Annotated in this window: 21 protein-coding genes; 8 read left to right on the top strand and 13 right to left on the bottom strand. The window is 71.9% G+C overall.

All coding sequences use genetic code 11. The annotated features are described in order from the left end of the window. Nucleotides 1-32: 32 nt before the first annotated feature. Nucleotides 33-851 carry a helix-turn-helix transcriptional regulator gene (locus DEJ02_RS09250; protein ID WP_111032769.1) on the bottom strand — a complete coding sequence of 273 codons (819 nt, stop codon included), beginning with the start codon at nucleotides 849-851 and terminating at the stop codon, nucleotides 33-35. A gap of 122 nt (nucleotides 852-973) precedes the next feature. Here DEJ02_RS09250 and DEJ02_RS09245 point away from each other — a divergent pair, with 122 nt between their 5' ends. The 3 genes from DEJ02_RS09245 to DEJ02_RS09235 all read left to right on the top strand — a co-directional run bounded on the left by DEJ02_RS09245 (nucleotide 974) and on the right by DEJ02_RS09235 (nucleotide 9,956). Next, nucleotides 974-2,260 carry a bifunctional glycosyltransferase family 2/GtrA family protein gene (locus tag DEJ02_RS09245; protein ID WP_258378704.1) on the top strand — a complete coding sequence of 429 codons (1,287 nt, stop codon included), beginning with the start codon at nucleotides 974-976 and terminating at the stop codon, nucleotides 2,258-2,260. A 338-nt stretch (nucleotides 2,261-2,598) separates the two neighbouring features. Continuing rightward, nucleotides 2,599-8,169: a glutamate synthase-related protein gene (locus DEJ02_RS09240; RefSeq protein ID WP_111032809.1), complete on the top strand. Its 5,571-nt coding sequence runs from the start codon at nucleotides 2,599-2,601 to the stop codon at nucleotides 8,167-8,169. Beyond that, nucleotides 8,166-9,956: a sulfite reductase subunit alpha gene (locus DEJ02_RS09235; RefSeq protein WP_111032767.1), complete on the top strand. Its 1,791-nt coding sequence runs from the start codon at nucleotides 8,166-8,168 to the stop codon at nucleotides 9,954-9,956. The genes DEJ02_RS09240 and DEJ02_RS09235 overlap by 4 nt, the downstream gene beginning before the upstream one ends. Nucleotides 9,957-10,325: 369 nt before the next feature. Here DEJ02_RS09235 and DEJ02_RS09230 read toward each other — a convergent pair whose 3' ends face one another. From DEJ02_RS09230 to DEJ02_RS09215, 4 genes are read right to left on the bottom strand one after another with little or no spacing between them, the layout of a single operon-like run. Next, nucleotides 10,326-10,721, bottom strand: coding sequence for an ATP-dependent DNA ligase (locus DEJ02_RS09230; protein WP_111032766.1), 396 nt, complete (start codon nucleotides 10,719-10,721; stop codon nucleotides 10,326-10,328). A gap of 8 nt (nucleotides 10,722-10,729) precedes the next feature. Next, on the bottom strand, nucleotides 10,730-11,905 hold the full coding sequence (locus DEJ02_RS09225; RefSeq protein ID WP_111032765.1) for a S9 family peptidase: 1,176 nt from the start codon (nucleotides 11,903-11,905) through the stop codon (nucleotides 10,730-10,732). 4 nt (nucleotides 11,906-11,909) lie between these two features. Next, nucleotides 11,910-12,815, bottom strand: coding sequence for a hypothetical protein (locus DEJ02_RS09220; RefSeq protein ID WP_111032764.1), 906 nt, complete (start codon nucleotides 12,813-12,815; stop codon nucleotides 11,910-11,912). Next, nucleotides 12,815-13,282 carry a hypothetical protein gene (locus DEJ02_RS09215; protein ID WP_071406096.1) on the bottom strand — a complete coding sequence of 156 codons (468 nt, stop codon included), beginning with the start codon at nucleotides 13,280-13,282 and terminating at the stop codon, nucleotides 12,815-12,817. The genes DEJ02_RS09220 and DEJ02_RS09215 overlap by 1 nt, the downstream gene beginning before the upstream one ends. A gap of 79 nt (nucleotides 13,283-13,361) precedes the next feature. Between DEJ02_RS09215 and DEJ02_RS09210 the strand changes: the two genes are divergently transcribed. Next, nucleotides 13,362-13,745 carry a helix-turn-helix transcriptional regulator gene (locus DEJ02_RS09210; RefSeq protein ID WP_111032763.1) on the top strand — a complete coding sequence of 128 codons (384 nt, stop codon included), beginning with the start codon at nucleotides 13,362-13,364 and terminating at the stop codon, nucleotides 13,743-13,745. Beyond that, nucleotides 13,745-14,728 carry an SRPBCC family protein gene (locus tag DEJ02_RS09205; RefSeq protein ID WP_111032808.1) on the top strand — a complete coding sequence of 328 codons (984 nt, stop codon included), beginning with the start codon at nucleotides 13,745-13,747 and terminating at the stop codon, nucleotides 14,726-14,728. Before DEJ02_RS09210 ends, DEJ02_RS09205 begins: the two co-directional genes overlap by 1 nt. A gap of 105 nt (nucleotides 14,729-14,833) precedes the next feature. Here DEJ02_RS09205 and DEJ02_RS09200 read toward each other — a convergent pair whose 3' ends face one another. The 5 genes from DEJ02_RS09200 to mvk are packed head-to-tail and all read right to left on the bottom strand — an operon-like array spanning nucleotide 14,834 to nucleotide 20,108. Then, entirely contained in the window at nucleotides 14,834-15,985 is a 1,152-nt protein-coding gene (locus DEJ02_RS09200) for a hydroxymethylglutaryl-CoA synthase (RefSeq protein ID WP_111032762.1), read from the bottom strand. Further along, nucleotides 15,982-17,046, bottom strand: a complete 1,065-nt coding sequence (locus DEJ02_RS09195; RefSeq protein WP_071406099.1) for a hydroxymethylglutaryl-CoA reductase — start codon at nucleotides 17,044-17,046, stop codon at nucleotides 15,982-15,984. The genes DEJ02_RS09200 and DEJ02_RS09195 overlap by 4 nt, the downstream gene beginning before the upstream one ends. Further along, a complete protein-coding gene (locus DEJ02_RS09190; RefSeq protein ID WP_071406100.1) occupies nucleotides 17,039-18,121 on the bottom strand; it encodes a phosphomevalonate kinase in 1,083 nt (360 codons plus the stop codon). The genes DEJ02_RS09195 and DEJ02_RS09190 overlap by 8 nt, the downstream gene beginning before the upstream one ends. Next, nucleotides 18,118-19,131 carry a diphosphomevalonate decarboxylase gene (mvaD, locus tag DEJ02_RS09185; protein WP_111032761.1) on the bottom strand — a complete coding sequence of 338 codons (1,014 nt, stop codon included), beginning with the start codon at nucleotides 19,129-19,131 and terminating at the stop codon, nucleotides 18,118-18,120. Before mvaD ends, DEJ02_RS09190 begins: the two co-directional genes overlap by 4 nt. After that, nucleotides 19,125-20,108 (bottom strand): mevalonate kinase, encoded by a 984-nt coding sequence (gene mvk, locus DEJ02_RS09180; RefSeq protein ID WP_111032760.1) that lies wholly within the window; start codon nucleotides 20,106-20,108, stop codon nucleotides 19,125-19,127. Before mvk ends, mvaD begins: the two co-directional genes overlap by 7 nt. A gap of 104 nt (nucleotides 20,109-20,212) precedes the next feature. Between mvk and DEJ02_RS09175 the strand changes: the two genes are divergently transcribed. From DEJ02_RS09175 to DEJ02_RS09165, 3 genes are all read left to right on the top strand, one after another. Further along, the gene (locus DEJ02_RS09175) at nucleotides 20,213-20,704 is read left to right on the top strand and encodes a MarR family winged helix-turn-helix transcriptional regulator (protein WP_181440313.1); all 492 of its coding nucleotides are present in this window, start codon (nucleotides 20,213-20,215) and stop codon (nucleotides 20,702-20,704) included. Nucleotides 20,705-20,805: 101 nt separating this feature from the next. Then, entirely contained in the window at nucleotides 20,806-21,228 is a 423-nt protein-coding gene (locus DEJ02_RS09170; RefSeq protein WP_071406102.1) for an organic hydroperoxide resistance protein, read from the top strand. Nucleotides 21,229-21,255: 27 nt separating this feature from the next. After that, complete coding sequence (locus tag DEJ02_RS09165; RefSeq protein WP_111032806.1) at nucleotides 21,256-22,230, top strand: zinc-binding dehydrogenase; 975 nt, start codon at nucleotides 21,256-21,258, stop codon at nucleotides 22,228-22,230. 68 nt (nucleotides 22,231-22,298) lie between these two features. Here the strand turns inward: DEJ02_RS09165 and DEJ02_RS09160 are convergent, their stop codons facing one another. The 3 genes from DEJ02_RS09160 to DEJ02_RS09150 form a co-directional block, all read right to left on the bottom strand. Then, entirely contained in the window at nucleotides 22,299-23,003 is a 705-nt protein-coding gene (locus tag DEJ02_RS09160; protein ID WP_258378703.1) for a DUF4396 domain-containing protein, read from the bottom strand. A gap of 109 nt (nucleotides 23,004-23,112) precedes the next feature. After that, on the bottom strand, nucleotides 23,113-24,570 hold the full coding sequence (locus DEJ02_RS09155; protein ID WP_111032759.1) for a sugar porter family MFS transporter: 1,458 nt from the start codon (nucleotides 24,568-24,570) through the stop codon (nucleotides 23,113-23,115). A 155-nt stretch (nucleotides 24,571-24,725) separates the two neighbouring features. Continuing rightward, on the bottom strand, nucleotides 24,726-25,262 hold the full coding sequence (locus tag DEJ02_RS09150; RefSeq protein WP_071405966.1) for a hypothetical protein: 537 nt from the start codon (nucleotides 25,260-25,262) through the stop codon (nucleotides 24,726-24,728). Between the last annotated feature and the right edge of the window lie 93 nt (nucleotides 25,263-25,355).

The following is a 25,355-nucleotide window of genomic DNA, read 5'->3' as shown; positions in this document are numbered from 1 at the left end:
GTTCGTCGGCGACGCCCCCTGGGACCTCGGCCTCAGGGGGCGTCGCCGTCCGACCGCGCCGCTTCGATCGCCGACGGCCGGTTGCGTGCAGCCAGCATGAAGTCCCGCCGAGACCGGATCCAGCCCCGGACGAAGGCGACCGACACCAGCGCCGTCCGGTTCGGCGCGTTCCAGGACTTCATCAACCGGCCGAGGTGCCAGGCGACGGCCTGCCGGCTGTAGGCGGTCTCCTTGGCGATGGCGTCGTTCGACAGCCCACGGGCGGCGAGCGCCAGCATCCGCTCCTCGGTCTCGTCCAATCCGGGCGCCGATGCCACCAGGTCGATGTCGTCGGTGCCGAGCGCTGTCGTCGCGTCCGCCGACGCCCCTCCCCGGTGCTGCGCCCAGGCTTCCGCCCAGCACGAGCCGAGTTCGTGTGCCACGAGCGATGCCCGGCTCATCGCGAGCATCGTCCTGCCGGCGTGGTCGATCGTCGTCGCGTGCTCGCGGGTGGCCGTGTGCATGACGAGGGCGAAGACACGGATCGCGGGCAGAGCGCCGCGGAGCACGACCGAGACGTCGACCTGCGGGTCGCCGGCACTGGCGGCTGCGACCTCGCGGAGTCGGACCAGGCACTCGGGGTCGAGTGGCTCCCCGCGCTCGACCGCGCGCAGCGCCGCGGGGAGCACGAGCGGGACGATCTGCTCGTACCGACGCCGGAGCCAGTCGTGCCCGTCGGGTCGGATGCCGTGCAACGGTGGCGCGAGCAGCAGCTCCGTGAACTCCGGGCACCGCTCGTCGAGCGCCAGCCCCAGCCGCTCCCCGGGGAGCAGCACTGCCGTCCGTCGTGCGTCGTCGCGCTCGGTCGTCATCGTGCGTCGAACGTATCCGGACAACAGGTGTCGTGTCCGCTGCGTTCACGTGGTGTTCGTTCTTACCCGGGCCACAGCGCCCTGCCTCGGCCCCCGTAGCCCCGCTGCCGAGCATGAGCGCCATGACGGAGACGAACCAGCCCCTCGACATCGACATCGTCGTCCCCTGCTACAACGAGCAGGACACGCTCGCCGCCCACGTGCGACGGCTCCACACCTTCTGCCGGACGTCGTTGCACCACTCGTGGCGCATCACGATCGCGGACAACGCTTCGACCGACGACACCGCCCGGATCGCCGACGACCTCGCCGCGATGCTCCCCGGCGTGCACGCGGTGCACCTGCCCGAGAAGGGCCGGGGCCGCGCGCTCAAGGAGGTCTGGGCGGCATCGCCGGCGGCCGTGCTCGTCTACGTGGACGAGGACCTGTCAACCGACCTCGCCGCGCTCGAACCCCTCGTGGCACCCCTGCTGTCGGGGCACTCGGACCTGGCGATCGGCACCCGGCTGGCCGGTTCGTCGCGCGTGGTGCGCGGCAGCAAGCGCGAGTTCATCTCACGCTCCTACAACCTGCTGCTCCGGACGACGATGGGGGTGTCGTTCTCGGACGCGCAGTGCGGGTTCAAGGCGGTCACGAAGGCCGCCGCCGACCACCTGCTGCCGTTGTGCGAGGACGATGCCTGGTTCTTCGACACCGAGCTGCTCGTGCTGGCCGAGCACGCGGGACTCCGCATCCACGAGGTCCCCGTCGACTGGGTCGACGACGTCAACTCCTCGGTGCACATCGCGTCGACCGCGACCGAGGACCTGAAGGGCATGTGGCGGGTGTCGAGGAACATCGCCACCGGGCGGGTGCCGATCAGTACGGTCTACGCGGCGATCGGTCGGCAGCCGTTCACCCCACCGAGCGTGGGGTTCCTGGGGCAGGTTCTGCGGTTCGGAGCGATCGGGGTGCTCTCGACCCTGGCGTTCGCCGCCCTGTACGCCCTGTTCCGGCCGGCGATCGGCGCCCAGACCGCAGACTTCCTCGCACTGCTGGTCACGGCGATCGGCAACACCGCACTGAACCGGCGGTTCACGTTCGGGGTGCGGGGCCGTGCGGGAGCGGGTCGGCACCACGTGCAGGGCCTGGTCGTGTTCGGCATCGCCTGGGCGATCACGTCGGGGTCGCTCGTGGTGTTGCACGTGTCGGTGCCGGGAGCCTCGCACGGTGCGGAGATCGCGGTGCTGACGGCCGCGAACCTGTTCGCGACGTGCGTGCGCTTCGTGCTCTTCAAGACGTGGGTGTTCCGCACCGGCCGCCGTCACCCGGAGCTCGTCCGTGCCGGGACGACCCCCGCCGCCGACGCGAGCACGGCGGTCACGGAGCCGATCGCGGTGAGCGACCGAACCGGCGAGCGAGCAGCCTGACACCGTGCCGGGTCACCCACCCGGTGCGGGGTTGCACGGCGCCCGCGGCACGCCGCACCGTGCGGCGTCGGCCATCCCGTGCGAGGTTGCACGCTCCGTGCAGCGCTACGAACTCGCACCGAGCGTGCAACCTCGCACCAGCCGAACAGACCCGCACGGTGCGACACCATCACACGCACACCACCCGTGTTGCACGGTCGGTATACCAAGCCGTAGCATCGCCCTACCGCACCACCACCCCACAGGGCCCGACTGCCACCATCGGTCTGCCCGCGGCGAGCGCTCCATCGATGCAGCCCGCGCCGTCCGCTGCCGGCAACGCCCCACTGGACCCGCACGTGAACCCCACCTCTTTCGGTCTCTACGACCCTGCCCGCGAATCGAGCGATTGCGGCGTCGGTTTCATCACCCGTCTCGACGGGACGCCGAGCCACGACGTCATCCGCAAGGGCGACGAAGCGCTGTGCTCCATCCCGCACCGCGGCGGCAAGTCCGCCGAGGGTGTCGGTGACGGCGCAGGCGTCAGCATCGACCTGTCGGTGGAGTTCTTCAGCGCCATCACCGGCGAGCAGCTGCGGGCCGGGCACTTCGGCGTCGCGAACTGCTTCGTGCCGAGCAGCGACGGAGCCAACGGCACCGACGAGCGCGCCCGTGCCGAGCAGACCGTCACGGACGCGATCACGGCCGAGGGCTTCGAGCTGCTGCTGGTCCGTGACGTGCCGGTGGACCACTCCGTCGCGCGCCCCGAGGCAGAGCAGTACCAGCTGCCGATCGTGCAGTGGGTCTTCTGTGCACCGTCGGACTGGGACCGCACCGAGGTCGACGCCGCCGCGAACCGCGCCCTGCTCGCCATCGAGGCGGTCTCCTACGCACAGGCCGCCGCCGAGCGCGCCGAGCACGCCGCCCTGTACCCGCTGTCGCTCAGCGCCCGGACCCAGATCCTGAAGGGCCGGCTGAACTCCGGCGAGGTGATCGGGTACTTCACCGACCTGCGCGACCCCCGGCACTCGGTCCGGACGCTGTACTTCCACACCCGGTTCTCGACGAACACCGAGCCGCACCCGACGATGGCGCAGCCGTTCCGCCTGATGGCGCACAACGGCGAGCTGAACACCGACCGCAAGAACCGACTGTCGGACGAGGCGCTCGCGCGGGCCCGCACCCGGAGCATCGTGCGTCCGCCCGGGCAGTCGGACTCGAGCCGACTCGACCAGACCCTGCAGAGCCGCGTGTTCGACGACGGGCTCGAGATCGTCGAGGCCGTGGTCTCGCTCATGCCGCCGGCGTGGGAGAACGACCGCACCCTGACCCCGGACGTCCGGGACATGCTCGAGTACTTCTCGCTGTACGAGGAGAAGAACGACGGTCCCGCCGCCGTGATCTTCAGCGACGGCGACGTCGTCGGCGCCCGCCTGGACCGCCTGGGCCTGCGCCCGCTGCGCACCGTCGAGACGGCCGAGTACCTGATGGTGTCGTCCGAGGCCGGCCAGGTCGAGTTCGACGCCGACGAGGTCGTGCACCGCGGCCGCATCGAGGCCGGCGGCATGCTCGTCGTCGACCACCGCACCGGCACCCGCATGCGCACGGGCGAGGTGCTGCACATGCTCGCGGCCCGCCGTGACTACGGCACCCTGCTCGACGCCGCCCGCGTGAACCTGGACGACGTGCCCGCTCCGGACTACGAGCGCACGACGTCCACCCTGGGCTACGACGGCGACCTGTCGCTCGCGGGTCGGTACGTGGCGTACTCGCTGAACCAGGAGAGCTTCCGGTTCATGCTCGACCCGATGCTGCAGAACGGGTCGGAGCGCATCTCGGCGATGGGCTACGGCAACGCGATCAACGCCCTGAGCGACACCGAGGGCGGCATGGCGAAGTACTTCTCGCAGCGCTTCGCCCAGGTGACGAACCCGCCGCTCGACTCGATCCGCGAGGCCGACGGGATGTCGATGCGCGTTGCACTCGGCGCGAAGCCGGACGGCACGGGCACCACGGGGCGTCAGCTCGTCGTGCAGTCGCCGATCCTCGGGCACCTCGACATGGTGCGCCTGCGCGAGCAGGACATCGTGCCGCTCGAGCGCTTCGACATGCTCTACGTGCCGGTGCCCGCCGACGAGCAGGCCAACGCCGACGCGATGCGCGGCGCGCTGGACGCCCTGTGCGACGCGATCGAGGCGTTCGCGGCGCGCGGTGGCGGGATCGCGGTCGTGACCGACCGCGAGGTGTCGTCGACCCATGCGCCCCTCCCCGTGATCCTGGCGGTGGCCGCCGTCAACCAGCGGCTCATCGAGACCGGTCTGCGCCTGCGGGTGTCCGTCGTCGCGGAGAGCGGTCAGCTGCCATCGTCACACCACGTCGCGACCGCGCTCGGCTTCGGTGCCGCCGCTGTGTACAGCTTGAGCGCTCGTCTGCGTGCGGAGGAGAAGTACCCCGCCGCACCCGCACCCGCCGGTGAGCTGACCGCGACCGACCTGGCGCTCAAGCAGTTCCGCAAGGCCGCCGAGAAGGCCCTGGCGAAGACCATGGGCCGCGTCGGCCTGTGCACCGCCGAGAGCTACATCGGTGGCGAGTTCTTCGAGCCGAACTACCTCGACACCGGCGACGACGTGCTCGCGCGGATCTTCCCGCACATGCAGGCCCCGGTCGGCGGCGTCGGCTTCGCGCGCATCGCCCAGGCGGCGACGGACTGGCACGAGCGTGCCCGCTCGGTGGCGTCCGAGGGCCAGGTCCCGCTGCTCGGCCTGTTCAAGGAACGCTCCGACGGCGCCGGCCACTCGTTCGGCGTCGCGAGCGTCCGCGGGTTCGGCGGCATGACCGAGGAGCGCCCGGCCTTCGAACGAGCCGGCGACTCGGACGCGCTGCGCCTGCTCACGCTCGGCCAGCTCGACGACTCGTTCGGCATCACCGACGCCGCGTACCGGAACACCGGCTACGACCGGCTGAGCGACGCCGAGATCGACGCGCACCGCATCACGCCGGGCTACGTCACGTTCCTGCAGACGACCCACGACGAGCGGTCCCGCCGCCCCGCCGCGCTCCGCGACGTGCTCGCGCTGCCCGCGGACGTCACCGGCATCGACACCGCCGAGGACTTCGCCCGCGAGCTCGGCCGCTTCTCGACGAGCGGCAACGCCAGCGTCACCGTGCGCGGGCTCTCCGGCTCGCGTCCGTCGGACGACCAGGACCTGCCGGGAGGCACGGAGCGGTTCCGCCTGGAGCTCACGTCGACGGGGACCACGGGTGCACTGCGCCACGCGTCCCTGGCAGACGGCCTCGCGTTGCTCCACCCCGGGCAGATCGACGTCGACGCCGTCGACGACACCGGGGTGACGCTCCGCGCCACCGGTGCGGCCGTCGCCCTGCTCGCACTGCTGCAGAGCGCCCCGGCGAGCGTCGAGCTCGCCGAGGTGCAGCCGGCCCACGAGATCACCCGGACCCTGGCGTCCGGCGCGATGAGCCACGGCGCGCTCGTCGCCACCGCCCACGAGGCCGTCGCACACGGCACGAACATGGTCGGCGGCATGTCGAACAGCGGTGAGGGCGGCGAGCACCACTCCCGCTACGGCACCATCCGCGGCTCGCGCATCAAGCAGTTCGCCTCGGGCCGGTTCGGCATCTGGGCCGGGTACCTCGCCGACCCCATGCTCGAGGAGCTCGAGATCAAGATCGGCCAGGGCGCGAAGCCCGGCGAGGGTGGCCAGCTGCCCGCACCCAAGGTCACGGTGGACATCGCCGCGGCCCGCGGTGGCACGCCCGGCGTCGAGCTGATCTCGCCGCCGCCGCACCACGACACGTACTCGATCGAGGACCTCGCGCAGCTCATCCACGACTGCAAGGCCGCCCGCGTCCGGGTGATCGTGAAGCTCGTCTCGTCCGAGGGCATCGGCACCATCGCGGTCGGCGTCGCGAAGGCCGGCGCCGACGTGATCAACGTCGCGGGCAACACCGGCGGAACGGGCGCCGCGGCCGTCACCAGCCTGAAGTACGCGGGCCGCTCCGCGGAGATCGGCGTCGCCGAGGTGCACCAGGCCCTGGTCGCGAACGGCCTGCGCCAGAAGGTCACGCTCCGCTGCTCGGGTGCGCACCAGACCGGCAGCGACGTCGTCACGAGCGCCCTGCTCGGCGGCGACAGCTTCGAGTTCGGCACGACCGCGCTCATGATGCTCGGCTGCGTGATGGCGAAGAACTGCAACGTGAAGTGCCCGGCGGGCCTGACCACGAACGCCGAGGCGTTCGAGGGCGACCCCCGCGCGCTCGCGCAGTACCTGCTCAACATCGCCCACGACGTGCGGCAGATCCTGGCCCGTCTCGGCCTGCGCTCCCTGCGCGAGGCCCGCGGCCGGACCGACCTGCTGCAGCTCCTGGACCACCCGGCGAGCGTGGGCCGGCTCGACGCCCGTGCCCTGCTCGCCCAGGTGCCCGAGAAGATCGTCGCGGACCCGGAGTACCTGGAGAAGGACTTCCACACCGACGACGCCCTGCTCGAGCGCGTCCGCACCGCACTCGTCGACCACGCCCAGGAGCACGTGCTCGTGCACGGCGTGCTGCTCGGCAACGCCGACAAGTCGGTCGGTGGCCAGCTCGGCATCGATCTCGAGCGCCTGCTCAACCACGAGCTCCGCGCCGAGGACGTGCAGGACCTGCCCGCCGTGACGACGGACGACCGCGGACGCCGCCGGCTGGTGGACGGTGCGGTCACGATCCGCACGCAGGGCTCGGCCGGGCAGTCCTACGGCGTCTTCAACAACGACGGCGTCGTGCTCGAGCACACCGGCACCGCGAACGACGGCGTCGGCAAGAGCCAGAGCGGCGGACGGATCATCGTCCGCGCCCCCGGTGGCGGCAGCGCCGAACAGGGCGGCAACGTGCTGGTCGGCAACTTCGCGCTGTTCGGGGCCACCGGCGGCCGCACCTTCGTCGAGGGCGAGGCCGGCGACCGGTTCGCCGTCCGCAACTCCGGCGCGACCGCCGTCGTCGAGGGCGTGGGCGACTTCGGCTGCGAGTACATGACCGGTGGCGCCGTGTTCAACCTCGGCGCGTTCGGCAAGGGCCTCGGCAACGGCATGTCCGGCGGGTTCCTGTACCAGTACGACCCCTCCGGCCAGGTCGCCGAGCGTGCCAGCACGGACTCGCTGCTGGTGTTCCCGATCACCGACACCGAGCGCGGTGCGTTCCACGAGGCCGCCGCCCGCCTGCTGCTCGAGTGGCACCTCGAGGCGACCGGTTCGGCCCTGGCCGAGCGGCTGCTCGCCGAGTGGGACACCGCCCGCGCGCACGTGTACGTCGGCATGCCCCGTGCCCTGTTGCTCACGCAGGACGCCGGCGAGATCCTCGCGGCGGCGACCCGGCCCGAGCTCCTCGACGAGCTCGCGACCTCGATCGCCACCGACAAGCTCCGCGCGTTCAAGCTCGACTACCGCGACCAGCGCACGGTGCTCGACGGCCGTGCCCCGGCGTTCGGCGACCAGGGCGAGGACATGTTCTCGCTGCTGTCGTCGTACACGGTGCTCGGGGTCGCCCAGGACGTCGCCCTCGAGCGCGTCCCGGGTGCGTTCGGCACCGCCGACCCGCGGGTCGCCGAGGCCGTCAAGAACCTCGTGCTCACCGAGGACTTCTCCGTCAAGCAGCGCGTCGTGAAGTACCTGCGCGGCACGCTCGACCGGTTCGCCGACGACCAGCTCGCCACGCTCATCGCGATCAAGCGGCTCGACGACTACAAGCGCGCGCTCACGCAGCGGAACAACCGCAGCATGGACGCGCCGGGCACCACGGGGTGGATCATGCACCAGAACGCCAAGAACGACGGCCGCGTCCGCGAGGCCCGCTTCGACGAGCTGCTCGCCACCGCGGCGCTCGAGGACATCGCCCGCCGTGCAGCGCAGGCGCCGACCGAGGCGGTGACCGCGTGAGCCTGCTCCCCCCGACCGGGTCGCTGATCCCCGTCGACGCACCGTTCTCGGCCGCCCAGGAGTCCTGGCTCGCCGGGTTCATCGCGGGCATCGCCGCCGCCGGGAAGAAGGTCGCGGCCAGCGCGCCCACGACGACGATCGACGTGCTCTTCGGCACCCAGACCGGCAACGCCGAGTTCCTGGCCGACGAGCTCGTCGCCGGTGCGAAGGCCCGCGGACTCGGCGGTCGTGCCAGTGCGCTCGACGCCGTCACCCCAGAGCAGCTCGCCGAGATGTCGCACGTGCTCGTCGTCACCTCGACCTACGGCGAGGGTGAGATGCCCGACAACGCCGGGCTGTTCTGGGACGCGATCCAGGCGAGCACGGTGCCACGGCTCGAGGGGCTGCAGTACGCCGTCCTGGGCCTCGGCGACACGAGCTACGACGAGTTCTGCCAGGCCGGCAAGCTCCTCGACACCCGGTTCGAGCAGCTCGGCGCGACCCGGATCCACGACCGCGTCGACTGCGACGTCGACTTCGAGGACCCGGCCGCGCTGTGGACCGCGGCGGTCCTCGACCGCCTCGCCGCCGAGGCCGGCGCGACGGCTGCACCCGGCGCGACCACGGGCGGTGGTGCCGGCGACGGTGCCGCCGCGACCGGCGGGGCGGGCGCGAGCCGTGCCTCCCGGCCGGGGTCGCAGTGGAACAAGCGCAACCCGTACCCGTCGCGCCTGGTCGAGAACCGGCTGCTCTCCTCGCCGCGCAGCTCGAAGGAGATCCGGCACTACGAGTTCGACCTCGGCGACTCGGGCATCGAGTACGCGGCCGGCGACGCCCTGGCGGTCGTGCCCGTGAACGACGAGGTCTTCGTGGCGGACCTGCTCGAGCAGGTCGGCGCGAACGGCGGCGAGGCGTTCGACGGCCGGCCGATCACCGAGGTCCTGCGGACCGACCGTGAGATCCGGACGCCCTCGAAGGACCTGATCGCCGACCTGGTGCAGCGCGCGCCGTCGAGCGAACTCGCGGCCGTCGTGGCCCACGGCGACAAGCACGAGCTGGACCGCTGGCTCTGGGGACGCGACGTGCTCGACCTGCTCCGCGACGCCGGACCGGCCGCCCCGGGACTCGACGAGCTGCTGCCGAACCTGCGGCCGCTGCAGGCGCGGCAGTACTCGATCTCGTCGAGCCCGCTGGCCCACCCGGACCGCATCCACCTGACCATCGCGTCGGTGCGCTACGGCGACCCGCACCGGATGTACGCCGGTGTCGCGTCGACGTTCCTGGCCGACCGGGTCGACCCGGACGGCACCGTCGACGTCTACCTGCAGCCGAACGCGTCGTTCGGGGTACCGGCGGACGAGTCGGCCCCGATGATCATGATCGGACCGGGCACCGGTGTCGCGCCGTTCCGCGGGTTCCTGCACGAGCGCGCGGTGTCCGGGGCGACCGGGCGCAACTGGCTGTTCTTCGGCGACCAGCACCGGGACACCGACTTCGTGTACCAGGACGAGCTCACCGAGCTGCAGGAACAGGGCGTGCTCGACCGCCTCGACCTGGCGTTCTCGCGCGACCAGGCCGAGAAGGTCTACGTGCAGACACGGATGCTCGAGCGGTCGGCGGAGCTGTTCGCCTGGCTCGAGGACGGCGGCCACGTGTACGTGTGCGGGGACGCCTCACGCATGGCGAAGGACGTCGAGGCCGCGCTGCTCCAGGTCATCCGGACCGGACGCGCGCGCGGCGAGGACGACGCGCAGGCGTACCTGGCCGACATGCGTCGCGCGAAACGGTACGTGCGCGACGTCTACTGAGCCGCGTGCAGATCTGATGAGTCCGCCCCGGCCACGGAACCCGAATCCGATGGCCGGGGCGGTCCCGGAGGAGCGCCGGTCAGTGGCGACCGACCAGCGAGCCCTGCAGCGTGGCGCGGCGGACGCGACGCACAGCGTCGGTCGCACGAGCGTCGAGTGCCCTGATCCGGGACTCGCGCCGCTCGTTCGTCTCGGCCACCGATGGTTGGTCGGTGCCGGACTCGCCGGGCGTCACGGGCAATTCGGGTTCCCCTCCTGCCGCGGACGCTGCCAACACCGGTGCCCTAGCGCCGGTGCGGGGGACGACAGCGAACCGCGGTGAAGCCACAGTACGATCCGAGCAACCTGGGTGGAACCCGTTGACCCGGATCAGCGCGTTGTGCTACCACTCGGTGTCCCGGATGCGTCGTCCGCGTCCCCGGGTGCCACCGCCCGCGACCACGCCGAGTCGGCCGCCGTGCTGGTGTCCGCCGGCTCCGGCGTCAGCACGAGCCCCGACCCCGAGGTGGCCGAGGCGTAGAGGTCCTCGAGCCAGCTGCGGTTGATCGACGGCACCCGGCTGCCGGTGAACTTGAAGTGCAGGCTCACGTTGGGGTGCAGCCAGATCGTGCTGCGACCGTTGCCGTGGACGACGTCGTCCTTCCACGAGAATGCAAACCGGTGGTCGCGTCGGAGCATGTTGACGATGACGATCTGCAGGTGTGTGAGCGCGCGGTCGTCGATCCGCAGGTCGAGCGGTCGGCCGTCGTAGATGAGCTGCCCCATGGCTCCTTCTACTCCTGCGCTCCGGTGTGCGCGAGGCCGGACGCCCAGGTGGTGATGGTGCGGTCGAACCAGACGGCGTCGACGTTGCGCTCCCAGGCGTGCTCGGCCGGCTCGCTCACCGCCAGGGTGACCGTGCCGGGGTGGGCATCGGCGAACTCCTGACTGGCCGAGAACGGCACCGTGGTGTCCCCGGTGGAGTGGATGAGCAGGGTCGGTGGCAGCGGCCGGGGTGCGCGCAACCACGACAGCGCGCGCACGTCGACCGGCGAGCGCAGCCCCACCATCCGGCAGAGGACCGGCGTCGCCATCGCCCCGAGGGCAGCGCCCACCACGGGGCCGGGCAGCCCCGCGCGACGGGCCTGGGACCGGACGGTGACGGCCCAGTCCAGTGCCGGGGCGACGAGCACGATCCCGGCCAGGCGGTCGCGGTGCGCCGAGCGGGCGAGGAGCTCGTGCGTGATGGTCGCACCCATCGACCACCCCACGATGACGAGCCGTTCGGCGCCGTTCGCGACGGCGTGGTCGAGCGCCACTTCGACGTCCGCCCACTCGCGCGCACCGAGGTGCGAGGCCCGGCCCTCCCACGGTGCCTCGCCGTCGCCGCGGAACGACGGGACGATCGAGGTCCAGCCCAGTTCGAGCGCCGCGGGGACGGTCCGGAGCGCGGTGACCCGGGTCGTCCGGATCCCGTGGACGTGGACGGCCCAGGTGCGGACAGCCGCGGGGTCGGGGCGCCCAGCGCCGTCGGGCCCCGGCCGCACCACCCACGCGGGCGCCGGCCCCACCGGCGTCGGCAGCGACACCTCGGACCAGTCGACCTCCATCGCCGCCGGGTCCGGGTGCACGTGTCCGCTCCACCGCACGCGCGACGACACCGCGCCGGTCGTCCGGACCACGGCCCGGCGCACGGACCCGGCGGCTTCGTCGACCTCGATCACCGGCCCGACGGTGGTGTGCCCCGGCCCGTCGTGCCACAGCCCGTACTCCCCCGGCCGTACGGTGTCCTCGGTGATCGGCAGCCGGACGGAGTCCGCGTCGGACTCGAGCACAGGCGTCCACCGGTCGCCGCCGGGCAGCACGATCCTGCCGACGACCTTCCGCAGGACGACCAGGACGACCAGCCCGACCAGGGCCACCGCCACCAGCACCACGAGCGCTCCGAGCACCCACCACACGATCGTCACGCTGTCATCCTCCGAGGCTCCGGGTCAGGGTCCGTTCCGCCGACCGCACCTGCGCGAGTTCGGCGTCGTCGAGGGTCCGTCCCTGCACCTCGGCGTCGCGGATCGCGATCACCAGGTCGTAGGTCCGGGCCTGCGGGTCCCCCGGCCGCTCGACCGCCCGCACGGCGTGCCGACGGGCGATGCGGCGCAGGCGCCGGTGGTGCCCGCGGTGGCGCAGGTCACGGCCCCACCGCCGGAACGTCAGCGAGGCCATCGCCACGACGATGAGCACGATGCCGAGGTAGAACGGCGGGTCGAAGGCCAGCCGCAGGCCGTCCCGCACCCCGGCCGGGAAGAGTGCGAAGTGGTCGGCGGTGAGCGAGACGACCTCGTCGACGCTCGCCACGACGACCAGGGCGAGCCCGACGCGGAACACCACGAGCGCCACCGGGTTCTGCAGCACGCCGCGGCGCAGGGTCGTGGCGGCGATCAGCCCAACACCCACCATGTAGACCGTCCCGTAGAGCCACATCGGGGTCTGCTCGATCTCGCGCACGATGAAGTGGAAGTCGGTCCCGCCGCGCTCCTCGACCAGCAGGAACGGCACCGTGAACGCCACGACCACGACGAGCAGCGCCGCCGTCCGTGCCAGCAGTGGGCGCTCCGGCAGGTCGTCCGTGCTCGCGCGCAACATCAGCCAGAACGCGACGGTCGCGCAGACGTTCTGCACCAGGTTGATGAGGTTCGAGCCGCCCAGGGCACCGTCGAGCACCGGCTGCGGCACGACGCTGCCGAGGGTCAGGAGCCCGAGCGCCCCGACGCCGGTGGCGCCCCAGGCCGCCCGACCACGGGGGTTCCGCAGCACGTACGGCGTGCGGGCGAGGAAGATCAGCGCCGCGAACCAGAAGGCCGCGGCGTGCAGGACGGCCATCAGCCGTAGGCCCGCTCGTCCGCGCCCGTGGCACCGGCGAGCAGGACCGTCGCGAGCTCGTAGGCGAACCGTTCGGCGAAGTGCTCGTCGTCGTCGGAGATGCTCACGAGCCCGGAGTCGGCGTCGAGCGCGCGACGGCAGACGTGGCCCCCGGCGGCGAACTCGGCGACGGACGACGCGGTCGGTGTGCCGACGTCGCCGTGCACCAGGTGCCCGAGCTCGTGCAGCACGCAGTGCATGCGGTAGAGCGGCGGTGCGTCGGCCGGCACGAGCACCAGGTTCTCGTGCTCGAACTGCGACACGAGCGCGGTGAGCGGACCCCAGCTCGGCCCGTCGACGTCGACGACGCGTGTGGGCTTGCCGACCATCCGACCGACGCCGGTCACCACGTCGGACAGCTGTGGCGCACGGGGGAGGGTGGCGACGAGGGCACGGACGGCACCGGACGCACCCAGCTGCTCCGCCATCGCCCCTCCGATCTCCGCGGCAAGACTACCGGCAGGTCCCCCTTGTGGACGAGATCGGCCGGACGTAACCTACAACCAAATGGTTGTACGAATTGAACTGTCCGACGCCGAGGTCGACCGGGTGTTCCACGCACTGGCCGACGCGACCCGTCGTGACATCGTCCGGCGCACGCTCGTCGGGTCGTCGTCCGTGAGCGAGCTCGCGGACGCCTACTCGATGTCGTTCGCCGCCGTCCAGAAGCACGTCGCCGTCCTCGAAGGAGCCGGACTCGTGAGCAAGGAGGCCCGCGGCCGCACCCGCATCGTGCGCGCGGAGCCGGAGCAGCTCGACCGGGTCCGTGCCCTCCTCGACGCCTACGGCCGCCTCTGGCACAGCCGGATGGACCGCCTGGGCGACCTGCTCGACGGCGACGCGTCCGGACACCCAGCACCAGACGACCCCCGACGACACCAGGAGCGATGATGCCCACCACGTCCGTCCACACCGATCCCGACACCCTCTCGATGACCCTCGTCGCCGAGTTCCCCGTCCCCGTCGAACGCCTCTGGGCCGCCTTCGCCGACCCGCGCCAGCTCGAGCGGTTCTGGGGACCGCCCGGGTTCCCCGCGACGTTCACGACGTTCGACCTGCGCCCCGGCGGCCGCGCCGACTACCGGATGACGTCTCCGCAGGGCGAGCGGTTCCACGCCGTCTGGCAGGTCACCGAGGTCGACGAGCACCGTCGCATCGTCTTCCGCGACCTGTTCACCGACCCGGAGGGCACGGTCGACGAGTCGCTCCCCGCCAGCGAGACCGTGTTGTCGTTCGGGCCGGCGGACGACGGCTCTCGGGTCACCGTGGTGTCCTCGTTCGCCTCGGCCGCCGACCTCGACGCGATGCTCGAGATGGGCATGCTCGAGGGCTACCAGCAGGCGTTCGGCCAGCTCGACCGGGTGCTCGCCGACCTGCGCGAGTGGGCCCTCGGTGCGGGCACCGAGACCGAGGTCCTCGACGACACCCACGTCCGGATCACCCGGGCGTTCGCGGCGCCGCGGCACCTGCTCTGGCGGGCGCACACCGAGCCCGACCTGGTGCGCCGGTGGCTGCTCGGCCCCGACGGGTGGGAGATGACGGTGTACGAGAACGACCTGACCCCGGGCGGCACGTTCCGGCAGGCCTGGGCGCCGACGGGTGCCACCGAGGGCGAACCCTTCGGGTTCGAGGGCGAGAACCTCGTCGTCGAACCGGAACGCCGGATGGTGTCCACCGAGCGCATGACCGGGGCGCCCTTCCCACCGGACACGAACGACCTGCAGTTCGACGAGGCCGACGGCGTCACGCTCATGACGCTGCTCGTCACCTACCCGGACCGGGAGCAGCGGGACATGATCCTCGCGACCGGCATGACGGAGGGCATGGAAGCCAGCTACCAGCGGCTGGAGCGCGAGGTCCTGTCCGCAGCGTGACCGGCAGACGGACGGGAGGCCCGTGGCGGCGCCGCCACGGGCCTCCCGTCCGTCCGGTGTCCGGTCTAGGACGCCTCGTGCCGGTCTAGGACGCCTCGTGCCGGTCTAGGACGCCTCGTAGTGCCGCGCGCCGCCGCGCACGCCCGCGAAGCGGAACGGCGCGGTCGTGACGCGCGGACGCTCGACGTCCTCGCTGGTGGCGGCACCCGCGGCGTGCAGCGCGCGGTACGCGTCGACCGTCAGCGGGACCCGCGCCTCGAGCAGCGACCGCACGCGACCCGCACGGCGGTGCTCGCGGTAGTCGGGCCGGACGGTGCCGGTGATGAGCTCACCGACGCTGCCGGAGCCGTAGCTGAACAGGCCGAGTCGCTCCCCCGCCAGGTCGTCGTCCAGGTCGAGCAGTGCTGCGAGCCCGATCCAGAGCGACGCCGTGTAGGTGTTGCCGGTCTGCCGGTTGTAGGTGAACCCGATCGCCAGGTCGGCCTCGTCGAACGGTGCGCCGACGTGCTGCGTGAGCTTGCGGTGCGCCTTGATCGCCATCTTGGTGAAGGGCTGGTGGTGCACGAACCGGGCGATGTCGTCGTACGCGGGGCCGCCCTGTTCCGCCAGGTCGTCCCAGGCGCCGACGAACGCGTTGACGTACGCGCTCACCGAGAGCCGACCGTCGACCAGTGCGGTGGAGCGGTCGTTCGGGCGCCAGAAGTCGTCGACGTCCGCCGTGTAGACGCCCGCCGCCGGCTCGATCTCGATCAGGTCGGGGTCGGCGGACACCAGGATCGCGGCGGCACCGGCACCCTGGGTCGGCTCGGCCGGGGTGTCGACGTCGTACCGGGCGACGTCGGCGGCGATGACGAGCACCCGCTCGTGCGGGGCGCGCGCGACGATGCCGAGTGCGAGCTGCACCGCGGCCATCCCGCCGTAGCAGGCCTGCTTCAGCTCGACCACGCGGACGGCCTTCGGCAGCCCGAGCAGGCCGTGCACGTACACGCCGGCGGCCTTCGACTGGTCGACGCCGGACTCGGTGGCGAACAGCACCGTGCGGATGCCGTCGACGCCGTGCCGGTCGATGAGCTCCTTCGCGGCCGCGGCGCCCATCGTGACGATGTCCTCGTCGGGCGCGGGCACGCTGAAGGCGTCCTGCCCGATGCCGACGTGGTACTTCGCCGGGTCGACGCCGAGCCGCTCGGCCAGGTCGTCGAGCTCGAGCACGTGGTGCCCGGTCGCGATCGCGATGTCGTGGATGCCGACGCCGGTCATGCGGCACCCCCTGCGGGCTTCGTCCCACGGCGTTCCATGGCGACGTGGGCGGCCATCAGCTCGCCCGGGTTGGTCTGTGCGGCGAGGAGCGAGAGCTCCCCGCACAGGACGGTCGCGGCGCACAGGGCGGCGAGGCGGCGGGCGTTCCCGCCCGGCTCGCGGTCCTCGCGGCAGCCGAGGCGCACCAGGGCGTCCTCGACGACGGGCAGGTCCCCGCCCTTGCCGTTGCCGACCGTGCCGACGATCAGGTGCGGCAGCGAGGTCGCGAAGTACAGGTCGCCGTCGCGGTCCTCGGCGCTCGTGATGCCCTGCGAGCCCTCGACGATGTTGGCGGCGTCCTGCCCGGTGGCCAGGTAGAAGCCGAGCAGCATGTTCGCGTAGTGCGCGTTCGCCGAGCGGATGGCCCCGGCGATCGTCGACCCGATCAGGTTCTTCGCGATGTTCAGTTCGACGATGCGCGCGGTGCTCGACCGCAGGCGCTTCTCGACGACCTCGCCGGGGATCACGATCTCGGCGATGGTGTTGCGGCCGCGGCCACGGATGCCGTTCACCGCGGTGGCCTTCTTGTCGGTGCAGAAGTTGCCCGACACCGAGACGTACCGCAGGCCCGGCTGCCAGTCCAGGATCGCCGGCAGCAGCTTGTCCGCCGCCTGCGTGACCATGTTGTGGCCGGAGGCGTCGCCGGTGGTGAACGCGAAGCGCAGGAACAGCAGGTCCCCGACGATCTCCGGGTGCACCTCGATGAGCTTGGCGAACCGGCTCTGCCCGGACACGATCGCGGCGAGCTCGTCCTGGCGCGCGAGGATCTGCCCCGCGGCGACGTGGGCTGCTGCGGCGCTGTCGGCACGGACCACGACGGAGCGGGTCATGCGCTCGTCGACGACGGTCGCGACGATGCCGTCCTCGACCATCCGCGAGATGCGGGCGCCGCGGCCGACGGACGGCCAGAGCGGCGACTCGTAGGTGGCGAGGGGGACCTCGTGCTCCCCCTGCACGGCGTTGCCGCTGACGCGGATCGGGCCGACCCACTTGGTGGGGATCGGTGTGAGCAGGTCACTCATCGAGGGCTCCTTCTGGTGCTCGCACCGCGACGCTGAGGTGTCTGATGTCGTGCGCCTCCCAGGCGCGGTGGATGCCGGCGGGGTCGGTGTCCGCCGGGACGAGCGCGATGCCGCAGTCGCCGCCGCCGGCACCGGACGGCTTCGCCGCCCCGCCCGCCGCCTCGACGACGTCGCACAGGGTCGCGAGACGCTCGGTCTCGATCTTCGACCCGACCGAGTCGCCGAGACGCTGCAGCAGCCCACGGGCGCGTCTGAGGGCACCGAGCGTGCGCTCGGCGTCGCCGGTCTGGAGGCCCGTGGTCAGGTCGTCGACGGCGCTGCGGCTCTCGTCGAGGAACGCCTGGTACCCGCCGTTGCGGTGCCGACGCACCACGTCGACGAGCTTCGTGGTGGACGCGGGCGAGCCGGTCCAGCCGACGAGCAGCTGCAGGTTCTCGGGGGCGGGCAGCCGCTGGACGTCGAAGCCGTCCCACGCGTCGGCGTCGGTCAGGATCGCGGACACGGCGTGGTCGCCGAGCATCGCGGCGAGGCGCTCGCGGTCCGGGGCGCTGTAGCGCAGCCAGCCGCCGAACGTGCTCGCGGCGAGGTCGCCGCCGGAGGCCCGGGGGTTCACCCGGATGGTGGCGAGCAGGGCGACCTGGAAGCGCTGGCGCTGCGTCAGGCCGATGCCGTAGAAGCGGTCGAGGGCGCCGACGGTGGCGACGGTGACCGCGGCCGAGGACCCGAGGCCGAACTTCCGGCCGCTGGCGTCGTCGAGCTGGCTCTCGATGCGCAGGTCGTGGAACCGCGGGGCGATGCCGTGCTCGGCGCGGAGCTTCTCGACCAGGTCGATCGTGGCCATCACGTAGTCGTAGGGGTGGTGCTCACGGTCGAGCGCCAGGCCGTCCTCGGCACGGGTCCACGTGAGCGGCAGGTGCCCGTACTCCTCGGAGTGCACGCTGCCGGCGCCGTGGCCCTCGCGCACCTTCGCCGTGATGGCGCGGTCGAGGGCGATCAGGACGGACGGCTGGCCCGGCTCGACGACGGCGTACTCGCCGGCGACGAACAGCTTGCCGTGTGCACGGAACTCGATCACTGCGCGGACTCCTTCTGGTCGGGATTGCTCCCGGTCTCTTCGGAGCGGAGCACCCGCGCGGCAGGTCCGGTGCCGGACTCGATGACGTCCCCCAGCGACGCGAGCGCCCCGGCGACGGCCGCCCGGTCCTGCGGCTTCGTGAGCACGACGACGTTCGGGCCCGCGTCGGCCGTGGCGTAGGCCTCGGTGCCGCCGGCACGCAGCTCGGCGACGGCGTCGAACACGGCGACGCTGCGGGCGTTGAGGTAGCGGATCGGCGGGAACGCACCCTCGATCGTCGCGTGCATGCGGAGCGCGTTGCTCTCGGTGATCTCGCCGATGCGGGTGAAGTCGCCGGCGGCACAGGCCGTGAGCATGTCGCCGACGGTCTCGGTGGTGGAGGTCACCCAGGCCGGGTAGAACGGCGACGTCGCGATGGTGCGGCGCATGGCCTCGCGCGACCCGATCGGCTTCGGGCCGGCGTCGATCGTGACCACGACCATCGCCATCGGCGGGGCCGGGATCGGCTCGGCGAAGGAGCCCTGGTCGTCGCCGGCGTGCCAGACGGCGACACCGCCGGGGATCGAGCGCGTGGCCGAACCGGAACCGCGACGGGCCAGACGGGACAGGTCGCGCGGCGACAGGTCGAGGCCGTAGGCCGCGGCGGCCGCGGTCGCCAGGGCGGCGAAGCCGGACGCGCTCGAGGCCAACCCGGCGCCGGTCGGGACGGTGTTCTCGGACACCACCGACGCCCGCTCGGACGACCCCGCGAGCTCGCGCACCAGGTCGAGGAACTGCTGCACGCGCACCAGCGCACCGTCGTCGACGACGTGCCCGTTCAGCGTGAACGCATCACGCGCCTCCCGGCCGTCACCCGACCCGCCGCCCAACGTGACGGTGGTCGTCGTCGGGAACACGTCGAGCCCCATCGAGACGCTGCCCGTGGCGGGCAGCGCGAGCTGCGCGTCCGCCTTCCCCCAGTACTTGACGAGGGCGATGTTGGGGTGCGCGACGGCGGTGGCTGTCAGCAAGCGCGGGCTCCGATCGTGGTGGTCCAGGTGGCTGCGGCCCCTGCGCCGCGGAGTGCGGCCGCGATGCGGTCCGCGTGGTCGTCGTCCGCGGCGAGCGCGAGGACGCACCCGCCCCGCCCGCCGCCGGTGAGCTTCGCGCCGAGGGCGTCCGCAGCACGTGCGGCGTCGACGAGCCGGTCCAGGTCGTCACTCGACACGTCGAGTGTGCTGAGCAGGTCGTGCGCGGCGTCCATGGTGGCACCCAGAGCCTGGGCATCGCCGTCCTCGAGTGTCCCCCGTGCCCGACGGGCGAGCGTACCGATCCGGTCGATCACGGCGCCGACGCCGGCCGGGTCCTGGTCGTGGCGGGCGCGGACGGCCGAGACGGCCTCGCGGGTGTGCCCGGGGACGCCGGTGTCCGCGACGACGAAGGTGAACCGGGCGCCGAGCGTGACGGGTTCGATCTGGCCGCCCTCGAACCAGACCGGCGCGGACGCGACGACGCCCCGGGCGTCGAGCCCGGACGGTCGGCCGTGGGCGACGCGCTCGCACTCCTGGATGAGCTCGTGGTGGGTCTCGACGTCGAGGGTCTCGCCCAGGGCGTCGGCGACGGCGGCGGTCACGGCGGCGGCGACCGCGGCGCTCGAGCCCATGCCGCGGGCGGTCGGGACCTCGCTGTCGACCCGGACGTGGAAGTGGCGGTCGGTGACCCCGAAGTGGCGCAGGGTCGCGGTGACGGCGGTGACGGTCGGCATCACGGCCGCGGGTGCGAGGTCGAGGGGGCCGGTGTGCACGGTGGACTGCAGGCTGTGACCGGGCTGCTCGGTGTCGGCGGCGACCGGGGTGACCGTCGCCACGACCCGTGCGTCGAGCACCGGCAGGACGAGAGCGGGTGCGCCGTAGACCACGGCGTGCTCACCGATCAGGATCGTCTTGCCGTGGGACGACGCCGATCCGTTGCCGGGGGTCGTGGTGGTGTCGAGGTCGCTGCTGCTCATCTTGGGTCACGTCAGCCTAACCGTCCGGGTCGTCGGCGTGTTCGTCAGCTGGGCATCCGCTGCATCGAGTTGTGCACAACTGGGTTGCGTGACAGTGTGGACGCATGCCCGTGACCGACGAGATGGTGTGCTTCTCCCTCTACGCGGCGTCCCGCGCCACCACGCAGGCGTACCGCACGATGCTCGAACCCTGGGGTCTGACGTACCCGCAGTACCTGGTGCTCGTGACCCTGTGGGTCGAGGGCGACCAGACCGTCTCGAGCCTCGGGGAACACCTGCAGCTCGACTCCGGCACCCTCTCGCCACTGCTCCGCCGCATGGAGCAGAGCGACCTGGTCCGCCGCGAGCGCCGCAGCACCGATGAGCGCGTCGTCACGGTGACCGTCGGTGACCGAGGCCGCGAACTGCGGTCCGAGCTGAGCGGCATCCCCGCGCGCATCGCCGCAGGCATGGGCCTGGCCGACGAACGTGCCGCCGCCGAGCTCATCGCGACGCTGCACCGGCTGACCGAGACGATGCACGCGGCGGCCGATCCCGAGCACGACGCCGCTGGCGCCGGCGCTGGCGCTGACACCGCTGGCGCCGTTTCGCGCTGAGCGACACCCCACGGCCACGTGTGCCCGTGAACTGTCGCTGAGCGCGAGAGCACGCCGCACACCCCCGAACTTCACGATCCGCCCCACAAGGAAGGAACCCCATGGAAACCCTCTACACCGCCGAGGCCCTGGCCACCGGCGAAGGCCGCAACGGCCACGTCGCCACGAGCGACGGCACGGTCGAGTTCGACCTCGCCATCCCGAAGGAGATGGGTGGCTCCGGCAACGGCGCCAACCCCGAGCAGCTCTTCGCCGCCGGTTACGCCGCCTGCTTCCACTCCGCACTGCAGGGCGTCGCCCGCAGCCAGAAGGTGAAGATCACCGACTCGTCCGTCGGCGGTCGCGTGTCGATCGGCCCGAACGGCAACGGTGGCTACCAGCTCGCCGTCATGCTCGAGGTCGTCATCCCCGGCCTGGAGCACGACCAGGCCCAGGCCCTCGCCGACGCGGCCCACCAGGTCTGCCCGTACTCGAACGCGACCCGCGGCAACATCGACGTCACCATCGTCGTCTCGGAGGACTGACCCATGAGCACCACCATCCCCACCACCATGCGCGCCGTCGTCCACGAGACGTTCGCCGAGCCCGCCGACGTCCTCGAGGTGCAGGAGCGCCCCGTCCCGACGCCCGGCGCCGGCGAGGTCCTCGTCCGCACGGTCCTCTCCCCCATCCACAACCACGACCTGTGGACCGTCCGCGGCACCTACGGCTTCAAGCCGGAGCTCCCCGCCGCCTCGGGCACCGAGGCGCTCGGTGTCGTCGAGGCCCTCGGCGAGGGCGTCACGAACCTGCAGGTCGGCCAGCGCGTCGCCGGCGGTGCCTTCGGCGTGTGGGCCGAGTACTACACCGCGAACGCCGCCGGACTCGTCCCGGTGCCGGACGCGATGACCGACGAGGCCGCCGCCCAGCTCGTCTCGATGCCGTTCAGCGCCATCAGCCTGCTGCACTCGCTCGACCTGCACGAGGGCGACTGGATCATCCAGAACGCCGCCAACGGTGCGGTCGGACGCATGGTCGCCCAGCTCGGCGCCGCCCGTGGCATCAACGTGATCGGACTCGTCCGTCGCGCCGCCGGTGTCGATGAGCTCCGCGAGCAGGGCATCGAGCGCATCGTCGCCACCGACGCCGACGACTGGCAGGACCAGGTCGCCGCGATCACCGGTGGCGCGCCGATCATCGCGGGCGTCGAGTCGGTCGGTGGCAAGGCCGCCGGCGACATCGCCTCCGTGCTGGGCGAGAACGCCACCCTCGTCGTCTTCGGCGCGATGGCGTCGCCGACGCTCGAGATCCCGTCGGGCAAGGTCATCTTCGGCCAGCTCACCGTGAAGGGTTTCTGGGGCTCCGTCGTCAGCAAGACGATGCCGGCCGAGACGAAGGGGCAGCTCTTCGGTGAGCTCATCACCCGCGTGCTCGACGGCTCGCTGACGCTCCCCGTCGCCGAGACCTTCGCCTTCGAGCAGGTCCGCGAAGCCGTGCGCGCCAGCGACACCGCCGGCCGCGTCGGCAAGGTGCTCCTGCGCCCGTAGCGCGACCACAGAACGGACGGAGGCCCGGTGCCAGCTGGCACCGGGCCTCCCGTCCGTCCGCTGGTCCGTCACATGGCCTCCTTGATGCCCCGACGCACCAGCCACGCGTTCACGGGGTAGGAGCAGACGAAGCCGGCCAGCATCGCCAGCTGCATCGCCACCCAGAACTCCGGCGAGAAGACGCTCGCGCGCCCGCCGACGAGTGCCGGGAACACGACCAGCTGCCACACCGCCATCAGGCCGTACATGCCCACCTGCCACGCGATGATCGACAGCGTGTCGGCCTTGAGCGCGGCGACGAGCCCCGCCCGGACGCCGAGGCCCCGCATCGGCGCGATCGCGAAGTACTGGAACGCGATGCCGAGCACGAACGCGATGACGAAGTCGACGATCCACCCGGCGAACATCCGATCCTGGTAGAGCGTGCCCAGTCCGACGGCCACCCCGAGCGCCGGGAACGCCGCGAGCCCGAACTCGCCGATCAGGTCGCCGAGGGCGCAGCCGGCCCCACAGTGGCTCGTGTCGATCGCGGTGCCCGCCCACCGTCCGTGGCCGGGCGCCGTGGCCCGCCCCCGACGCAGGTAGAAGACGAGCCAGACGACGCTGCCGAACAGCATCGTGAGCGGCCACACGAACGCCATGACGCGCATGTGCGGCGGCCGACGCACCACGTCGACCGCCACGAACGCCGCACACAGGACGGCGACCACGAGCAGCGCGGAGCACACCACGTTGAGGGCGGTCGGGAAGTCCTGCAGCACCAGTTCCGTCACGCCTCCATGCAACCAACCGGGCGGCGACCGTGGATCCAGTGAGCAGAAGACGTCGGGTGCCCTGGGGCGACCCGACGTCTTCTGCGCACTGGATGCAGCGTGGTGCGGACTAGCGGCGCGACGCCTTCACGGGGACGGTGAAGATGTTGCCGGTGGTGACGCCCTCCTCGACCTCTTCGAGGGTGCGCCCGCGGCTCTCCGGCACGAACTTCCAGATGAAGAGCAGTGCCAGCAGCCCGACGACCCCGAAGCCGAAGAAGGTCCCGGTGATGCCGGTCGCGGCGACGATCGTCGGGAAGTACAGCCCGAGGAACGCGTTCGCGATCCAGAGGCAGAACACCGAGATGCCCATGCCGAGCGCACGGATCTGCGTCGGGAAGATCTCGGACAGGACGACCCACACGGCGATGTTGAGGAAGGTCTGCATCGAGCCGACGAACGCGACGACCAGGAACAGGATGACCCACGGGCGGGCCGGGTTGCCCTCGGGCAGCGCCACCGAAGCGATGCCGATGAGGAAGTGGCAGATCGTCGTCAGCGTGAACCCGAGGATCAGCGTCGTGCGGCGGTTGATCTTCTCCATGTTGTACAGCGCGATGACGCCACCGACGACGGCGATCACGCCGGGGGCGATGTTCGCGATGAGAGCGGCCGACGCCTGGAACCCGGACTCGATGAGCACGGTCTGGCCGTAGTACATGATCGAGTTGATGCCGGTGAGCTGCTGCGCGACGCCGAGCCCGGCGCCGATGAGCACGATGCGGATGAGCCACTTGTTCCCGCGCAGCGTGTGCCAGCCACTGACACGCTCGACCTTCGCTTCGAGGTCGTTGCTCCGCTTGATGTCGTCGAGCTCGGCGCGGGCCCGATCGGTGGTCCGGACCTGCTCGAGGACCGAGAGCGCCTCGTCGTAGCGGTCCTTCGACGCGAGCCACCGCGGCGACTCCGGCACCCGGAGCATGCCGACGAACAGCGCGATCGCGGGGAGCGCGCAGACGGCCAGCATGACGCGCCAGACGCCGTTGCCCTCACCCCAGACGTTGCCGATGATCGCGTTGACCACGAACGCGGCGAGCTGGCCGATCACGATCATGAGCTCGTTGCGGCCGGACAGCGACCCGCGGATCTCGTACGGTGCGAGTTCGGCGAGGAACACCGGCACCACCGTGGAGGCACCACCCACCGCGAGGCCGAGGAGCACACGACCGATGACGATGACCTCGAACGTCGGCGCGAACACGCAGATCAGCGTGCCGACGAAGAACGTGACGGCGAGCAGGATGATCGTCTTGCGGCGACCCCAGCCGTCGGCGATGCGGCCGCCGAGCATGGCGCCGATCGCGGCACCGAAGAGCAGCGAGCTGGTGACGACACCCTCGGTGAAGTTCGTGAGGCCGAGCTCCGCCTTCATCGGGTTCAGGGCACCGTTGATGACACCGGTGTCGTACCCGAAGAGCAACCCGCCGAACGTGGCGACGAGGGCCAGCACACCGAGTCGTCGGCGGTGCGGCCCGGTCCCCAACGGGGGCAGTGCGACAGTCGGGGCTGTCGGTTTGATGTCGACCATTCGGTGACTCCTTCGTCGGTGATCGCGCGTCAGTGCGTGGACCGATCGTAACCCGAATCCATGTCCTGTCAATTGGACATTCTGTCGTCAGGTCGTTTGGATCGGTCCACAGAAGGCCTGATGAGGACGGGAGCGGTCCAATCCGCGGATCGGGCTCAGCGCTCGTCGTCGACGGGGCCGTCGCCCAGGACGTCCCCCAACGAAGCCATGTCGGCGCCGTGGTCGGTGTAGCGGCGCACGGTCCGTCGGGCGGCGGCACTCGCGGCGCCAGACAGGGCGGGGTTGCGTCGGGCGGCGTCGGCGACGCGTCCGGCGTGCCCCGCGGTGGAGAGCAGCACGTTGGCCAGGGCTCGGGCGTCGCCGCGCTCGGGGACCCCGGTCACGGTCCAGGCCGTGCGGACCTGGGCATCGGGGGTGACGCCACGGCGGGTGCCCATCCGGTGCCAGTCCGACAGCACGCCCTCGGTGCGCGAGGCGGCGCGGTCTGCCTCTCCCGCGCGACGGCGTGCGGCGTCACGGGCGTCGGACTCGGTGTCCGAGCCCTCGACCGTGTCGTACCGGTCGGTGAGCCCGTCGGCCCGGCGCCGGACGCTGTCGGCACGTTCACGCGCTGCGACGTCGTCACCACCGGCCGCTGCGATGCGGGCGGCGTGCGCGGCGGCAGCCGCGGCGAGGATCTCCGAACGCTCCATGCCCTCGACCGTAGCCGCTCCGACCGACACCATCTCGCCCCCTCGGCAGCTGGACTGCGTCCCGGGACACAGTCCGCCGGCGACGACGACCGT

This window comes from Curtobacterium sp. MCLR17_042 (genome assembly GCF_003234695.1).
GTDB lineage: Bacteria > Actinomycetota > Actinomycetes > Actinomycetales > Microbacteriaceae > Curtobacterium > Curtobacterium flaccumfaciens.
This window is presented reverse-complemented; position numbering and strand designations above follow the sequence as displayed.

Excerpts from the sequence above, each read along its gene's own strand:
- DEJ02_RS09250 (WP_111032769.1), bottom strand. The coding sequence starts at position 851 with ATGACGACCGAGCGCGACGACGCACGACGGACGGCAGTGCTGCTCCCC.
- DEJ02_RS09230 (WP_111032766.1), bottom strand. The coding sequence starts at position 10,721 with ATGGGGCAGCTCATCTACGACGGCCGACCGCTCGACCTGCGGATCGAC.
- DEJ02_RS09215 (WP_071406096.1), bottom strand. The coding sequence starts at position 13,282 with ATGGCGGAGCAGCTGGGTGCGTCCGGTGCCGTCCGTGCCCTCGTCGCC.
- DEJ02_RS09220 (WP_111032764.1), bottom strand. The coding sequence starts at position 12,815 with ATGGCCGTCCTGCACGCCGCGGCCTTCTGGTTCGCGGCGCTGATCTTC.
- DEJ02_RS09205 (WP_111032808.1), top strand. The coding sequence starts at position 13,745 with ATGCCCACCACGTCCGTCCACACCGATCCCGACACCCTCTCGATGACC.
- DEJ02_RS09195 (WP_071406099.1), bottom strand. The coding sequence starts at position 17,046 with ATGAGTGACCTGCTCACACCGATCCCCACCAAGTGGGTCGGCCCGATC.
- DEJ02_RS09245 (WP_258378704.1), top strand. The coding sequence starts at position 974 with ATGACGGAGACGAACCAGCCCCTCGACATCGACATCGTCGTCCCCTGC.
- DEJ02_RS09165 (WP_111032806.1), top strand. The coding sequence starts at position 21,256 with ATGCGCGCCGTCGTCCACGAGACGTTCGCCGAGCCCGCCGACGTCCTC.
- DEJ02_RS09175 (WP_181440313.1), top strand. The coding sequence starts at position 20,213 with ATGCCCGTGACCGACGAGATGGTGTGCTTCTCCCTCTACGCGGCGTCC.
- DEJ02_RS09210 (WP_111032763.1), top strand. The coding sequence starts at position 13,362 with ATGGTTGTACGAATTGAACTGTCCGACGCCGAGGTCGACCGGGTGTTC.
- DEJ02_RS09170 (WP_071406102.1), top strand. The coding sequence starts at position 20,806 with ATGGAAACCCTCTACACCGCCGAGGCCCTGGCCACCGGCGAAGGCCGC.
- DEJ02_RS09200 (WP_111032762.1), bottom strand. The coding sequence starts at position 15,985 with ATGACCGGCGTCGGCATCCACGACATCGCGATCGCGACCGGGCACCAC.
- mvk (WP_111032760.1), bottom strand. The coding sequence starts at position 20,108 with ATGAGCAGCAGCGACCTCGACACCACCACGACCCCCGGCAACGGATCG.
- DEJ02_RS09150 (WP_071405966.1), bottom strand. The coding sequence starts at position 25,262 with ATGGAGCGTTCGGAGATCCTCGCCGCGGCTGCCGCCGCGCACGCCGCC.
- DEJ02_RS09155 (WP_111032759.1), bottom strand. The coding sequence starts at position 24,570 with ATGGTCGACATCAAACCGACAGCCCCGACTGTCGCACTGCCCCCGTTG.